Genomic DNA, 14,409 nt, shown 5'->3' on the forward strand with positions numbered 1-14,409 from the left:
GGCAGGGGAATCAGCCATGCAGTTTTTTACCGCAACAATGGAACAGCTGTCGGCATATCAGGAACTGATGCGGGCAAGGCAGGAGGGTGTGACACCGGTGTCCTTTACCGGCGTTTCCCAGATTCACAAGGCACACCTGCTGGCGGCATTGAGCCAGACCTCGGCACCGGTTCTGGTCATCACTGCCGACGAAGCAGAGGCACGCCGGCTCTGTGATGATGTCAACACCATGCTGGAAGAAACTGCGGCATGGGTATTTCCGGCGAAAGAAGTGATTCTGACACCGGTAGAGGGCATCACCACTGCCTATGAACACGCCAGGATCGGAGCACTGGCTGCGTTGCAGAACGGGCAGTGCAAGGTGGTTGCCGCCAGCATCGAGGCTCTGCTCCAGCCCACCCTTTCGCCGGAACAGCTGCGGGAACACACCATATTGTTACAGCGGGACGGCACGGCAGACCTGTCGGAACTGACCAGAAAGCTGACGGACTGCGGCTATGTCCGCGGGGACAGCGTTTCCGGTCAGGGACAGTTCTCCGTCCGCGGCGATATTGTGGACATCTTTCCGGTGCAGCTTTCGGCTCCGGTGCGGCTGGAATTCTGGGACGATACCATTGACACCATGCACTATTTCGATCCGGAAACCCAGCGGCGGACAGACCCGCTGGACGAGGTACTGGTGCCGCCGGCACGGGAAACCCTCTGCGACCCTGCGGAACTGGCGAAGAAAATTCGTATGCTGGGAAAGTCGCTCCGCATTCGCCGTGCCGATCTGGTGCGGGAAAAGCTTTATGCCGATGCCGATCATCTGGAAGCCGGCATGATTCCGGTGCATCTGGATAAGTACGCCCCGCTGCTGTGGGAGCAGCCGCCGATGCTGTATGATTACGGCATGGAGATCGTCTGCTGGAGCGAATACGGTGCCATTGTGGAGAGCCAGCGTGGGCTGATGGCACAGTATCAGGAGGACTGCAAGCTGCTGCTGGAGGAGGGTAGCCTTTGCCGCGGTCTGGAGGGCTATTATCAGGACCCTGCGGAAACGGCGGCGAAGCTGGACAAACGCTTTCAGGTGTATTGCAGTAATTTCTTACAGGGCGGCGAACATGTGGAATTTCAGAAGCTGCTCAGTGTGCAGGCAGTCCAGAACGCCCCGTGGGGCGGGGAACTGCGGCAGCTGACTGAGGACTTGCAGGAGTACAGCAGTCAGGGCTACTGCACCATGCTCTGTGCCGGCAGTGAAAAAACGCTGCCGATCTTGCAGCAGGACTTGCAGGAAAGCGGGATCCGCTGCGAACTGGCGGAACCGGACAGCGTGTGGCGTGCGGGCGTGGTCTATCTCCGCACCGGCAGCCTGTCCGGCGGCTTCGCCTATCCGGAAACCAAAACGGCTCTCATCACACAGGGCAGAGCACTCCACGCCGGCACACGGCGGCGGAAACAGCACCGCCGCGGTGAGGAGATCCGGACACTGGCGGACATTGTCCCCGGCGATCTGGTGGTGCATGCCCTGCACGGTATCGGCCGGTTTCTGGGAATCCGCAAACTGGAATTGGAGGGCGTGACCAAGGACTACATCACCATTCAGTATGCCGGCAAGGAAAACTTGTATGTGCCGGTCACACAGCTGGACATGGTGACGAAATACATCGGTCCGCGGGAAGATTCCAACGTAAAACTCAGCCGGCTGTCCTCGCCGGAGTGGCAAAAGACACGCAGCAACGTCCGCCGTGCGGTGAAAGATATGGCGGACGAACTGCTGGCACTGTATGCCAAGCGGGAAAAGACCAGGGGCTTTGCCTTTGAGCCGGACAGTCCGGAACAGCATGACTTTGAGGCTCGGTTCCCCTATGTGGAAACGGAAGATCAGCTGGCATGCATCGACGAGATCAAGCACGACATGGAGCAGGAACGCCCCATGGAACGGCTGCTCTGCGGCGACGTGGGCTTCGGAAAAACAGAGGTGGCTCTCCGTGCGGCAATGAAATGCGTCATGAGCGGGAAACAGTGTGCCATTCTGGTGCCGACTACTGTGCTCGCCATGCAGCATTATCAGACGGCAGTCCGCCGGTTTGAACATTTTCCGGTGAACGTGGTGATGCTGTCCCGCTTCGTTCCTCAGAAGCGGCAGAAGGAAATTCTGAAAGAGATCAGAAGCGGCAAGGCGGATGTCATCATCGGCACCCACCGCATTGTGCAGAAAGACGTGGAATTCCGTTCGCTGGGGCTGGCGATCGTGGACGAGGAACAGCGGTTCGGCGTGGCACACAAGGAAAAGTTCAAGCACATGTTTGCCGGCGTGGATATGCTGACCTTGTCGGCAACGCCCATTCCCCGCACATTAAATATGGCAATGAGCGGCATACGGGATATGTCCGTCATCTCCCAGCCGCCGCAGGATCGCTATCCGGTGCAGACCTATGTCATGGAGTACAGCGAGCCGGTGCTGGTACAGGCGATTCAGCGGGAACTGAAACGGGGCGGACAGGTGTACTATATCCACAACCGCATTGACACCATTGAGTTCACCGCGGCGAAGCTGCAGCGGTATCTGCCGGACGCACGGATTCTGGTGGCACACGGGCGAATGGGCGAGGCGGAAATGTCGGAGATCTGGCGGAAGCTGGTGGAACATGAGGCGGATATTCTGGTCTGCACGACCATTATCGAAACCGGCGTGGACGTGCCGAATGTGAACACTCTCATTATTGAAAATGCCGACTGCTTCGGACTGTCCCAGCTGTATCAGCTGCGGGGACGTGTCGGACGTTCCAACCGCCGTGCCTATGCCTATTTCACGTTTCAGCGGGACAAGGTGCTGCGGGAGGAATCCACGCGGCGGCTGGCGGCAATGCGGGAATTTACCCAGTTCGGCAGCGGTTTTCACATTGCCCTGCGGGACTTGGAAATTCGCGGAGCAGGCAGTCTGCTGGGCGGCAGACAGCACGGACACATGGAATCCGTGGGCTATGACATGTACCTGCGGCTGCTGGGCGAAGCTGTGGCGGAAGCCAGGGGCGAGCCGATACAGGAAACGGCAGAGTGCACCGTGGATATTCAGATCGATGCCCATATTCCGGAAAGCTACATGGAGAGCCTGAGCCAGCGGCTGGATATGTACCGGAAGATCGCCGGCGTGCGGAATCAGGAGGACGAAATGGACCTGCTGGACGAACTGATCGACCGGTACGGCGAACCGCCGAAATCGGTGCAGGGGCTGATTACTGTGTCCCGTCTGCGGAATACGGCGGCACAGCTGGGAATCACAGAGATCAACCAGCGTGGCGGCAGCATGCTGTTCTACATGGAGCACCCCACGGCGGAAATGATCGGGGCACTGTCCCGGAAGTATCGGGGACGGGTGCAGTTCGGCAGCGTGGGGAAGCCCTATCTCGGCGTGGAACTGGCGGGAGAACCGCCGCTGGAATTGTTCCGCGAAGTCTTGGACGTTTTAGAAAAAGCTGGGAAAAGCGGTGCGAAATAATACTGCCGCAGTGCAATTTTGTGCGGTTTTTGTCGAAGTTGACGGATTTCCTCTTGAAATTTAGTCAAAATGTGCATAGACAGTTTTTTTGAAATGTGCTATAATACTGAAAGAATGTGAGACGCATTGCGTGGCAGTGCGTGAATAAGGAGGAGCTTACAATGAAGTTTATGAAGAAGATCATGGCAGCTGTTGCAGCATCTGCGGTTGCGGTATTGTCTTTTGCATCTCTGACAGCATCTGCTGATCTGAAGGCAAAGGATGAAGCACCGTATAATGCTTTTCTGGCAATTCAGGCAGGCGGGGATTCCAAGTGGGTTTCTTCCACAGATGATCCGGCTGTAGTTGCAAAGAAGAATTCTATTACCGAAGCAACGGAAGCAACAATTACCGGCGACGGCAGCTATTCTGTAGATGTTACCATGGTGAACGGTTCGGAAACCATTGAAGCTATGATTCTTTCTACCAATATTAATGCATTTTCTTTTGCTCCGGAGGGAGCGTCTACCCCGACCGGCGGTCTGCCGGAGGGCTGCACCGCAAAGGTGGAAATCGATTCTATTGAAATTCAGCATGTTGGCGGCGGTTCTACACCGTTGGCATATGCGGGTCCGTCTGAGGGTGCACTGCGTACCGCAGATGACGGCACCAGCATTCGTGTAAATATTATGAATGTATGGACAAAGCCGCAGGTAAATGACATTGGTACCGGTGAGCATGTTTCTCCGGACGGCGGTTTGGCTGCCGGTGATAAGATCGTTGTAAACTTCAAAGTCAGCGGTATCTCCAACGGCGGTAACGGCGAGGGCACAACTGCTCCGTCTGACAACAGCGGCAATAACACTACTACTACCACTACCGCTGCAAACGGCGGTAACGGCACAGACGGTACTACCACAGCAGCAACAAACGCTGATGGTACTCCGGCAACAACTACCGCAGCAGGCAGCAACGGCGGTTCTTCCAACGGCAGCAATGGTGGTTCTTCCAACAGCGGCAATAACAGCAGTTCCGGTGGTTCTTCCAGTTCCAACAGCTCCAAGAGCGGTACCAACAATGCAAAGACTTCTCAGACTGGTGACTTTGGCATTGCCGCAGTTGCACTGGGTGCAGTAGCAACCGCAGCTTTGGGCGTTGGTGCATACACAATCACCAGAAAGAAGAAGTAATTCTGCTTCTGGCAAATCTTATTTTTGACAATCTCATTTTTTCATTTTTACCCCTATAAATTTTTACCCCTATAATACAGGAAAAGTCCTCACTCGAAAGAGTGGGGACTTTTCCGTTTGTGCGGTATTGCCTTAGGAAAATTTCATCAGAATCCCTCCACCAGCTTTGCTGGTCCGTCTCCCTTTTCAAGGGAGGCTTATTCCACTTCACGCATTCCGGTCACGCTGTATCACTGCCAGCTGGTCGCAGCGTTCGTTTTCGGGGTGACCGGCGTGTCCCTTGACCCAGTGGAATGTGACCTGATGCTTTTCCAGCAGCGGGAGCAGCTGTTTCCACAAGTCCACATTCAGTGCAGGCTTCTTGTCCGACTTGACCCAGCCCCGTTTCTGCCAGCCGTAGACCCAGCCCTTGGTGATGCTGTCCACCACGTATTTGCTGTCCGTAGTCAGCAGAACGTTGCACGGCTCTTTCAGGGCGGACAGGGCTTCAATGACACCGGTCAGTTCCATGCGATTGTTGGTGGTTTCGTGTTCGCCGCCGGAGAGTTCCTTTTCCGCGGTGCCGTACCGCAGGATCGCTCCCCAGCCGCCCGGTCCGGGGTTGCCGCTGCATGCTCCGTCTGTGAAGATCTGTACTGTTTTCATATGTTGCCTCCTTGTATTTTCTGCATAGGTTCTATTATACTATATATTTGAAGATTCTGCAACCGGCAGTTTGTGCGGGCATGTTCTGTGAGATTTCCAAAAATATTTCCCACAATTTGTGCAAGTTGACCGTCTGAAATGCTTGACCTTTCTCGAATTTTATGCTATAATACAAGTGCTAGATTCGTGACACGAATCGTTTTTGGTGCGATATAATTTGGAAGGGAGTTTTTTACAAGAATGAGAACTTTAAAACGTATGCTGGCGGCACTGATGGCTTTGACAATGGTGGGAGCACTGGGTGCCTGCGGCGGCGGTTCGGACGATTCCAAGAGTGCTTCTTCCTCCGAGGCGGAATCTGCCTATAAGGAAAAGGACGATGTTTCCATTGATGCTTCTCTGGTAGACGATATGGTCAAGAATGATCCGGACATCAAGGGACAGACCATTTACTGGCTGGCAGACTATGACATCAACCCGAAGAACAATCAGGACAGAAGCGTTGCCCTGTCGCTGTTCGAGGACAAATATGGTGCAAAGGTGGAGTATGTTTCCTGTACCTCTGACACCAAGTTTGACACACTGGCAAGCCGTATTCTGGGCGGTGATCCGGTGGACATGTTCCCCTATGAATGGGACGCTGTGCCCAACGGCGTGACCAAGGAACAGTATCAGCCGCTGGACGACTATCTGGATCTGAGCGACGATATCTGGTCGGATATGTCAGACGTTATTGAAATGTTCAAGTATAAGGACAAGCATTATGTAGTACCGTACTGCCTGTCTGATCCGCTGCTGATCACCTATAACCGTTCCCTGTGTGAGGAGAACGGTCTGGACGATCCATACGAGCTGTACAAGAAGGACAAGTGGGACTGGGACGCTTTCATGGACATGATGAAAACGTTCGTTTCCAATGCCAAGGACGGCGAAACCCGCTACGGCATCAACGGCTGGTTTGGTCAGGCAATGGTGCAGTCTACCGGTGAAACATTTGTCAAGTATGACGGCTCTAAGTTCTCCAACAACATCAGCAATCCGGCAATTGAAGAAGCCGAGGGTGTAATGGAAGAAATCATGAGCCTTGGTCTGTATGATCCCACATGGTACGGCTATCTGCCGGACGACGGCTCCACGCTGTTCTTCGGCATGGCAGACTGGGCACTGGGTGCATCGAATGTCAAGGCGGATCCGAATCCGGACTATGAAGATGACGGCTTTGTGGAAGAAAACGATCTGATGATCGTACCGTTCCCGAAGCAGCCGGGCAGCGATGAATACTATCTGAACTGCAACTTCGGTGCAAAGATGCTGGTCAAGAATTCTGACAAGGGCGATGCAGTTGCTGCGTATATCAAGTGTGAGCGTCTGGCGGCTATGATCGACGAATACAAGGACGCTGCCAAGGAAAAGGCGATCATTCCGGAAGTCAACGCACAGGGCAAGCTGAAGTCCTATGTGACTGAGGAACAGTATGATGCGTTGCAGGATTACAAGGATCCGAAGAACATCACACCGGTATTCGACTTCGGCTACGGCATGGGCAGCAGAATGTACGGCGACGGCGAATACACCTACGAAACCAGAGGTGTCATGAACAACCTGACCTCTGCACTGCTGAACGGCGACAAGGACTCCTGGGCTGTACTGCGTGACGAGTGGTCCTCTGTGATCGATGAAGTCATTGACGGCTACAACAACAAATAAGACAAATATCCCTCTTTGAGATTTTTTGAAAAAAGCTTCTTCGCGTTGGCGGAGAAGCTTTTTGTTGCCTTTTGCAGGAAACTGTGCTATAATAGAGCGAAAGAGGCAGTGTTCCCTCGAACAACATTTTTTCAGAAAGGAGGAATTGTTTCATGGACGCATTGTTTCAGCCGGTTGCCAACCTGAAAGGCATTGGCACCAAGCGAGCGGAGGCTCTGGAAAAGCTGGGGATCCGTACTCCATATGATTTGCTGTACCATGTGCCGCGGGGGTATCTGGACTACAGCCACCCTGTCCCCGTTGCGGCGGCACCTACAGGAGAACCCTGTGTGATTCGGGTGCAGATCGTGCACAAGCTTGCCCCGCAGTTTATCCGCAAGGGCATGACCATTTTCAAGGCGGTTGCCACGGACGGGCTGAATGATGTGACAGTGATCTTATACAACAACCCCTACGGCTTTCAGGCTCTGCACACGGGAAGCTGGTACCGCATGTCCGGCAAATTGCAGGGCGGACTGCTGCGGCGGGAAATTTCTGCACCTCACGTACTGGCGGACGACAGCAAGGAACTGATCTACCCGTCCTATCCTCTGACCAGCGGCATTACCATGCCGATTCTGGTGCGGGCAGTCAAGCAGGCGATCGAACTGATGCGGCAGCAGCCTTTCGACTGGATGCCGGAGGAGATGCGTCTGGAACACGGACTGCTGCCCCTGACGGCGGCACTGGAACAGGTGCATTTTCCTGCCAATCCGGCACTGATGGAAACGGCTCGCCGGCGGCTTGCCTTTGACGAACTGCTGCAATTGCAGCTGGGCATGCTGATACGCCGTGCGGACAACCGGCGGCGGTCTGCCTATCCCATGCGGCAGGATACCGATCTGGAGCCGTTTTACGGGGCGTTGCCGTTTACCATGACGGCAGGACAGAAGCATGCAGTGGAGGAAATTACAGCCGACCTGTGCGGCGATGCTCCCATGAACCGCCTGTTACAGGGCGATGTGGGCAGCGGGAAAACTGCGGTTGCGGCGGCGGCGTGCTATTTTGCTGCCCGGAACGGCATGCAGTGTGCTCTGATGGCTCCGACGGAAATTCTGGCGGTGCAGCACTATCACACCATGCAGCAGTTTCTGGAGCCGCTTGGCGTGTCTGTGGGGCTGCTCACCGGCTCTGTCCGTGCCAAGGAACGGCGGGAGATTTACGAAGCACTGGCGGACGGCAGCATGACGCTGGTGGTGGGCACCCATGCGATTTTTCAGAAAGAGGTTTCCTTTGCACGGCTGGGGCTGGTAATTACGGACGAGCAGCACCGCTTCGGCGTGGCACAGCGGACGCTGCTGGCGGACAAGGGCGGCTTTCCTCACAAGCTGGTCATGTCGGCGACGCCGATTCCCCGCACACTGGCTCTGATGATCTACGGCGATCTGGACATTTCTGTCCTGAAAGAACTGCCCCGCGGACGGCTGCCGGTGCAGACTTTTGCAGTCACCGGAAAGCTGCGGCAGCGGGCGTACAGCTTTATCCGGCAGCAGCTGGAACAGGGGCATCAGGGCTATATTGTTTGCCCCATGATCGACGATCGGGACGAGAGCGAATTACAAGCAGTTTCCAGCTATGCAGAGTCCATACAGGCGGGAGCATTCTCTGCCTATCGGGTGGGACTGCTTCACGGCAGAATGAAGCCGGCAGAGAAGGACAGCGTGATGACGGCGTTCCGGAACCATGAACTGGATCTGCTGGTCAGCACTACCGTGATTGAAGTCGGCGTTGATGTGCCAAACGCTACCATTTTGCTGATCGAAAACGCTGAACGGTTCGGCTTGTCCCAGCTGCACCAGCTGCGGGGCCGCGTGGGACGGGGCAGTGCACAGAGTTACTGTATCCTCATGACCGACCACGTGACGGAGGACTGCCGCACCCGCATGCAGATCATGAGCCGTACCAACGACGGCTTTCAGATCGCGGAGGCGGATTTACAGCTGCGGGGGCCGGGGGACTTTTTCGGGCAGCGGCAGCACGGTCTGCCGCCGTTACAGATCGCCGACCTGTCCCATGACACCCAGCTGCTCCATGAAGTGCAGGAAACGGCAAAAAAAATTCTGGAAAAAGATGCGGATCTGTCGGCTCCCGAACATGGGGCGTTGCGGCTGGAAGTACTGCGGCTGTTCCGTCGCAGCGGCGAAAATGGCAGAAATTAGACGGTTTTCATGTGCATATCACACAATAGAACAATGTTGAAACTGTACAGACATAACAAAGTGTGCGTTTTTTCGATTTTTTTGAAAAAAACGCTTGACAAACCCCTTGCAATGTGATATACTGTAATAGTCGCCGGTGAGGAAAACACAAAAAACACCGGAAAGACAAGCAAGTGGAAGCTTAGCTCAGCTGGGAGAGCATCTGCCTTACAAGCAGAGGGTCATAGGTTCGAGCCCTATAGTTTCCACCACATGGTCTGGTAGTTCAGTTGGTTAGAACGCTGCCCTGTCACGGCAGAGGTCGTGGGTTCGAATCCCATCCAGATCGCCAGCAATGCAGCCTTGCTGTGATGCCTCTGTAGCTCAGTCGGTAGAGCAGGGGACTGAAAATCCCCGTGTCATTGGTTCGATTCCGATCGGAGGCACCATGGAACGTGTTGACTAACACGTTTCGGATGCGGATTTAGCTCATCTGGTAGAGCGCCACCTTGCCAAGGTGGAGGTAGCGAGTTCGAGCCTCGTAATCCGCTCCATTTGCATTGTATTATCTCTTCCATTGTAAAGCACACAAGGAACGCTCTTGTGTGCTTTATTTTTTGTGTCTGGTCAGGGCGTTCGACAAAAACTGCTTGACACAGCCGCGGAATACATGCTATAATTCAGGAAACACTGCATAAAGCCCGCCTGACGGCTTTGCACGCAATCTGCCGAAAAAATCTGACGACGCATCTGCACAAGCTTTATGCAGTGTTTCCTTCATGCCAGCACGCTCTTAGAAAGGGAACCCATACATGAAACTATTACACATCGGAGATGTTGTCGGTGCAGCGGGCAGCCGCTTTTTGCAGGAACATCTTCCGGCAATCAAACGCACACACAAAATCGATATGATTGTTGTCAACGGCGAAAATTCCGCACAGGGGAACGGCATCACCAAGCACTCCATGGAACAGATCTTTTCTGCGGGGGCAGATGTCATCACCACAGGCAATCACTGCTTCAAGCGGCGGGAGGCAATGGCGATCTACGAAAATCCGGTGGTGCTTCGTCCGGCGAACTATCCGGAGGGCTGCCCGGGTCACGGGGTATGCACCATTGATTTCGGTCCCTGTCAGGTGGCGGTGCTGAACCTGTCCGGTACGGCGTATCTGGATCCGCTGGATAATCCGTTTACCATTGCGGAACAGCTTCTGGAGGAGATCGACACTCCGAATATTCTGGTGGATTTCCATGCCGAGGCGACGGCAGAGAAAAAGGCAATGGGCTATTTTCTGGCAGGCCGTGTAACGGCAGTGGTAGGGACGCATACTCATGTGCAGACTGCCGACGAAACCATTTTGTCCGAACATACCGGCTATATCACCGACGTGGGCATGACCGGACCGGAGGAATCGATTCTGGGCGTTGCGGTACAGCCGGCAATGGATCGGTTCCGTTTCCACTATCCTACACGCTTTACAGAAGGCAGCGATCCCTGCTTTTTGAACGGCGTAATCGTCACATTTGATGAAAAGTGTGGCAAATGCACGAAAATCGAACGGCTGATTGTTCGATAATGCACAAATTTTTCGGGAAGTACTTGCAATTTCAAAGGCTTTGTTGTATAATGAGGGTGTGTAAGGGCAGCACGGTATAAATTTTGTGCGGTGCTGCCTAAACCGAGTGCCGGAAGCCGGAGCAGAACTGATCGGTTTTACACAGATTTGCCGTCGTTTTTTTACAGGCGGAATATCGAATACAACATGGAATCATTGGTTGTACTAAGGGAGGCTTTTATCATGGAAGTATTGAAAGTATCATCGCACTCATCTCCGAATTCGGTTGCCGGTGCAATTGCCGGCGTGATTCGTGAAAAAAAGATGGTAGAGGTACAGGCAGTCGGTGCTGGTGCGGCAAATCAGGCAGTAAAAGCAATTGCCATTGCCCGCGGCTATCTTGCTCCGATCGGTGTGGATCTGATCTGCATTCCGGCGTTTGCCAATATTCAGATTGATGGCGAAGACCGCACTGCAATCAAGCTGATTTGCGAAGAACGGTAAATTCGTGATACGAACAGAACGCTGCCAGTGCAACAGATCTGGCGGCGTTTTTTTATAGTTGTTAAGGCAATACCGCACAAAGAGCGTCTGGCGACTTTGCACGCCATCTGCTTGCAAATTTCCCTTCAGAGCCTGTTTCGTATCTTCCCGCACGCATCTTGCGTGCATATTTTCCGAGATATTTCGGGAAAATACTCGAAAATCCACAAAGGATTTTCTCCGTTTTCCCTTCATCTCTCAAAAAATCTGACGACGCAATCTGCATACGTCAGATACGAAACAGACTCTCATATTTCACAAAAATGCTCGTGAATACATCAAGTATTCACTCCGCTTTTTGTTTCATCTGACGAAAAATTTGACGACGCATCTGTCGCACAATCTTTGTGCGGTATTGCCTTAAGGCGGCATGACACAAGCTTTGTGCAGTGCTGCCTGATGATAAATTCAGGATAATTTTAGGAGTGGATTATGGACTATGATACGTTCGGCACAGCGTTGGACTCTGTGCTGATTCTGGCGGCGGCGTTGCTGTGCGGACTGCACCTGTGGTTTTCGGCGGCAATGGCATCGGTGCAGAAGCTGGGCGGACAGATGAGCACGCTGGCGGAAGAACACCCGCCCATGCAGTACTATCTGAAACAAAAGAACCGGCTGCGGATCACGGCAGTGGCGGAGGTGATCTCGTTCACGGCACTGCTGACACTGGCGGCGTACCTGCTGATTTTTGCAAAGGGCTGGGCACATCACTGGAACATCTGGCTGACGCTGCTGCTGCCGGCTGGGGTTTCGCTGACGGCGGCACTGCTGCTGGACGGCTGTGCGAGAGGACTGGGGCGAAAGCAGGCGGAACTGGTGGCGGGAAAGTCACTGGGATTGGTGAAGCTGGTGGCAGTGCTGTCGCTGCCGGTCTACGGTATCTATGAGGGTATGGACTGCCTTGCCGGCGGAAAACGTCCGGCAAAGGAACGCGTGACAGAAGAAGATATTCTGCATCTGGTCAATGCCGGCAACGAAAACGGCGTGATCGAGGAGCAGCAGCGGGAAATGATCAACAACATCTTTGAATTTGACGATATTCCCATTTCTGATGTCATGACGCACCGGAAGGAACTGGTTGCCATTGATGTGGAAATGGCGATTGCCGACGTGGTGAAGCTGGCACAGGACGAGAAATATTCCCGCATGCCGGTGTATCAGGACAACATCGACAATATCATTGGAGTGCTGAACGCGAAAGACCTGCTGGGGCTGATCGGGCGGCAGGATATTTCCGGATACGGCGTGAGATATTTCATGCGGGAGGCTCTTTTCGTGCCGGAAACGGCGAAGTGCGATGACGTGCTTTCGGAAATGTCCCGCCAAAAGGCACAAATGGCGATCGTTGTGGACGAGTACGGCGGCACCGCGGGTGTGGTCTGCATGGAGGATATTCTGGAAGAAATCGTCGGCAATATTCAGGACGAATACGACGAGGAGGAAGCCGAGGTGCATCGGGTGACGGATTCACTGTACCTCATCAACGGACATGCTGATCCGGAGGAAACGCTGCCGCTGTTGGGGCACGAGCTGCCGGAGGATATGGAATTCGACACCATGAGCGGTTTTGTGGTGGATCTGCTGGGATATATTCCGGAGGCACGGGAAAACCCATCGGTGCAGTGGGAAAATATCCGGTTTACGGTGCTGAACATGGAAGAAAACTGGATCTCGCGAATCAAGGCGGAGATTCTGCCGGAGCAAACGGCGGAAGAACAGCCGGAAACCAAATAAGGCAAAACGCCTGCGGAACCATTGCGTTTCGCGGGCGTTTTTAGTTGCGTTTCAAATCGTTGATGAGGGCTTGCAGGTGCAGGATCTGTTCGGCAGACAGACCGCTTACGTCCAGCGTCTGTCGGCTTTCCAGCCCGAGCAGATAATCGGCACTGACCGAAAACGTCTTGGAAATCCGAATCAGCATGTCGATCGACGGCATGATGTTGTTGTTTTCCCAGTTGCTGATGCATTGCTTCGTGACATTCAGGCGTTTGCCGAATTCCACTTGGTTGATGCCCAGCGAATGACGGAGCTCTCTGATGCGTTCGTCAAACATGACAATACCTCCTAGTAAAATTTCTAAATACTATTATATAAAAGCTGCTTGACAATATTGAAATACTGTGGTATACTGATATTGGACAACAGTGCAGATCGCACTGGAAAAAAGGAGGAATGTGTTATGTATTGTAAGAATTGCGGGAAAGAAATGAATGAGTACGGGATTTGTACAAATTGTGGTTGGCGATATAGTGCTGTACAGACAAGACAAATTCCGAAAAGGAAGAATACTCTTCCGATTGTGTACATCATAGTGGTTGGACTGATAACGATTTTGCTTTTAATCTCGAACTGGGGAAACGGTCTAAGTGCAGAAACAATAGGGCTTGAAGCAAAGGGCGGAAGTATCTGGTATTTATTGTATGGAATAGTGATGTACGCACCGGCTTATTTTTTGTTGCAGCGAAAAAAATTGAGATGGTGTGCCTTATTTCTGTTAGTGGGTGCTGTGATATACATTGGAACATTCTATTTGACAAATCAAGATTATGTGAATCAATTTTTTGATACGTTAGATACCCAAACTTCATCAAGTGATGATGTATGGGGACAGATTTATAATGCAATTCAATCCGAAGCAGATAAAGACTATCAGGAAGAAGTTCTAATGCAAGAAATTATTGCGGATTGCTTGCGTGCTGCCTATACAGCGTTTATTTTTGCAACGGCAGTTCCATCGATTGTGTTATCTGCGGCAATACTTTTTACTGTAGATAAAAAAGTATATACAGCACTTCTGATTGTATCTTGTATCCTCGCACTATTTCTCACTGGCATAAATTCTGTCATGCTTCTTTTTATGGGGCTTTCTATTCGAAAAGACTATGATCTTTTATTGCTGGAACGGAAACAAAAGAATTGAACCGATAGAATGCAAACAACGGGAAAACAGGCTTTGGCGGTGTGTCGCTAGAGCCTGTTTTGCTGTATACGGAATACATATGTGCAAAATAAATAAAATCAGGCTTGTATTCTTTGCAATTCTCTACTTGACACAGCAGAAGAAGTGTGATATAATAGTAAAGCTGTCGCACGAGAGCGAAAGTCAAGAGAATAAAGTGCAACGAGAACTG

10 protein-coding genes and 4 tRNA genes are annotated in these 14,409 nt (G+C 52.8%); 12 read left to right on the forward strand and 2 right to left on the reverse strand.

What is annotated here, in order from left to right:
• The first annotated feature begins 16 nt into the window (after positions 1–16).
• Together mfd and DXB92_RS08010 are read left to right on the forward strand one after the other, a co-directional pair.
• On the forward strand, positions 17–3,481 hold the full coding sequence (gene mfd, locus DXB92_RS08005; RefSeq protein ID WP_117733463.1) for a transcription-repair coupling factor: 3,465 nt from the start codon (positions 17–19) through the stop codon (positions 3,479–3,481).
• A 161-nt stretch (positions 3,482–3,642) separates the two neighbouring features.
• On the forward strand, positions 3,643–4,650 hold the full coding sequence (locus DXB92_RS08010; RefSeq protein ID WP_117733464.1) for a hypothetical protein: 1,008 nt from the start codon (positions 3,643–3,645) through the stop codon (positions 4,648–4,650).
• A gap of 207 nt (positions 4,651–4,857) precedes the next feature.
• On the opposite strand, the gene rnhA is transcribed toward DXB92_RS08010, so the two are convergent.
• On the reverse strand, positions 4,858–5,295 hold the full coding sequence (gene rnhA, locus DXB92_RS08015; RefSeq protein WP_021682810.1) for a ribonuclease HI: 438 nt from the start codon (positions 5,293–5,295) through the stop codon (positions 4,858–4,860).
• Between the two features lie 240 nt (positions 5,296–5,535).
• On the opposite strand from rnhA, the gene DXB92_RS08020 reads away from it, so the two are divergent.
• From DXB92_RS08020 to DXB92_RS08060, 9 genes are all read left to right on the forward strand, one after another.
• Positions 5,536–7,002: an ABC transporter substrate-binding protein gene (locus DXB92_RS08020; RefSeq protein ID WP_117733465.1), complete on the forward strand. Its 1,467-nt coding sequence runs from the start codon at positions 5,536–5,538 to the stop codon at positions 7,000–7,002.
• 152 nt (positions 7,003–7,154) lie between these two features.
• Positions 7,155–9,200 (forward strand): ATP-dependent DNA helicase RecG, encoded by a 2,046-nt coding sequence (recG, locus tag DXB92_RS08025; protein ID WP_117733466.1) that lies wholly within the window; start codon positions 7,155–7,157, stop codon positions 9,198–9,200.
• A gap of 175 nt (positions 9,201–9,375) precedes the next feature.
• Positions 9,376–9,451: transfer RNA gene (locus tag DXB92_RS08030), tRNA-Val, on the forward strand.
• A gap of 3 nt (positions 9,452–9,454) precedes the next feature.
• A tRNA-Asp gene (locus DXB92_RS08035) sits at positions 9,455–9,531 on the forward strand.
• 21 nt (positions 9,532–9,552) lie between these two features.
• A tRNA-Phe gene (locus tag DXB92_RS08040) sits at positions 9,553–9,628 on the forward strand.
• 29 nt (positions 9,629–9,657) lie between these two features.
• Positions 9,658–9,733 (forward strand) — tRNA-Gly (locus DXB92_RS08045).
• A gap of 258 nt (positions 9,734–9,991) precedes the next feature.
• Positions 9,992–10,756, forward strand: a complete 765-nt coding sequence (locus tag DXB92_RS08050) for a TIGR00282 family metallophosphoesterase (RefSeq protein ID WP_021682799.1) — start codon at positions 9,992–9,994, stop codon at positions 10,754–10,756.
• A gap of 222 nt (positions 10,757–10,978) precedes the next feature.
• Complete coding sequence (locus tag DXB92_RS08055) at positions 10,979–11,239, forward strand: stage V sporulation protein S (RefSeq protein ID WP_040647925.1); 261 nt, start codon at positions 10,979–10,981, stop codon at positions 11,237–11,239.
• Positions 11,240–11,710: 471 nt separating this feature from the next.
• On the forward strand, positions 11,711–13,012 hold the full coding sequence (locus tag DXB92_RS08060) for a CBS domain-containing protein (protein ID WP_117733467.1): 1,302 nt from the start codon (positions 11,711–11,713) through the stop codon (positions 13,010–13,012).
• A 40-nt stretch (positions 13,013–13,052) separates the two neighbouring features.
• Here DXB92_RS08060 and DXB92_RS08065 read toward each other — a convergent pair whose 3' ends face one another.
• Positions 13,053–13,331: a helix-turn-helix transcriptional regulator gene (locus DXB92_RS08065; protein ID WP_117733468.1), complete on the reverse strand. Its 279-nt coding sequence runs from the start codon at positions 13,329–13,331 to the stop codon at positions 13,053–13,055.
• A 126-nt stretch (positions 13,332–13,457) separates the two neighbouring features.
• Between DXB92_RS08065 and DXB92_RS08070 the strand changes: the two genes are divergently transcribed.
• Complete coding sequence (locus tag DXB92_RS08070; RefSeq protein WP_117733469.1) at positions 13,458–14,198, forward strand: hypothetical protein; 741 nt, start codon at positions 13,458–13,460, stop codon at positions 14,196–14,198.
• The last annotated feature ends 211 nt before the right edge of the window (positions 14,199–14,409 follow it).

It is taken from the genome of Ruminococcus sp. OM06-36AC, assembly GCF_003438725.1.
In the GTDB taxonomy this organism is placed as follows: Bacteria; Bacillota; Clostridia; order Oscillospirales; family Ruminococcaceae; genus Ruminococcus_C; species Ruminococcus_C callidus.

Excerpts from the sequence above, each read along its gene's own strand:
- DXB92_RS08065 (WP_117733468.1), bottom strand. The coding sequence starts at position 13,331 with ATGTTTGACGAACGCATCAGAGAGCTCCGTCATTCGCTGGGCATCAAC.
- DXB92_RS08020 (WP_117733465.1), top strand. The coding sequence starts at position 5,536 with ATGAGAACTTTAAAACGTATGCTGGCGGCACTGATGGCTTTGACAATG.
- mfd (WP_117733463.1), top strand. The coding sequence starts at position 17 with ATGCAGTTTTTTACCGCAACAATGGAACAGCTGTCGGCATATCAGGAA.
- DXB92_RS08050 (WP_021682799.1), top strand. The coding sequence starts at position 9,992 with ATGAAACTATTACACATCGGAGATGTTGTCGGTGCAGCGGGCAGCCGC.
- rnhA (WP_021682810.1), bottom strand. The coding sequence starts at position 5,295 with ATGAAAACAGTACAGATCTTCACAGACGGAGCATGCAGCGGCAACCCC.
- DXB92_RS08060 (WP_117733467.1), top strand. The coding sequence starts at position 11,711 with ATGGACTATGATACGTTCGGCACAGCGTTGGACTCTGTGCTGATTCTG.
- DXB92_RS08010 (WP_117733464.1), top strand. The coding sequence starts at position 3,643 with ATGAAGTTTATGAAGAAGATCATGGCAGCTGTTGCAGCATCTGCGGTT.
- DXB92_RS08055 (WP_040647925.1), top strand. The coding sequence starts at position 10,979 with ATGGAAGTATTGAAAGTATCATCGCACTCATCTCCGAATTCGGTTGCC.
- DXB92_RS08070 (WP_117733469.1), top strand. The coding sequence starts at position 13,458 with ATGTATTGTAAGAATTGCGGGAAAGAAATGAATGAGTACGGGATTTGT.
- recG (WP_117733466.1), top strand. The coding sequence starts at position 7,155 with ATGGACGCATTGTTTCAGCCGGTTGCCAACCTGAAAGGCATTGGCACC.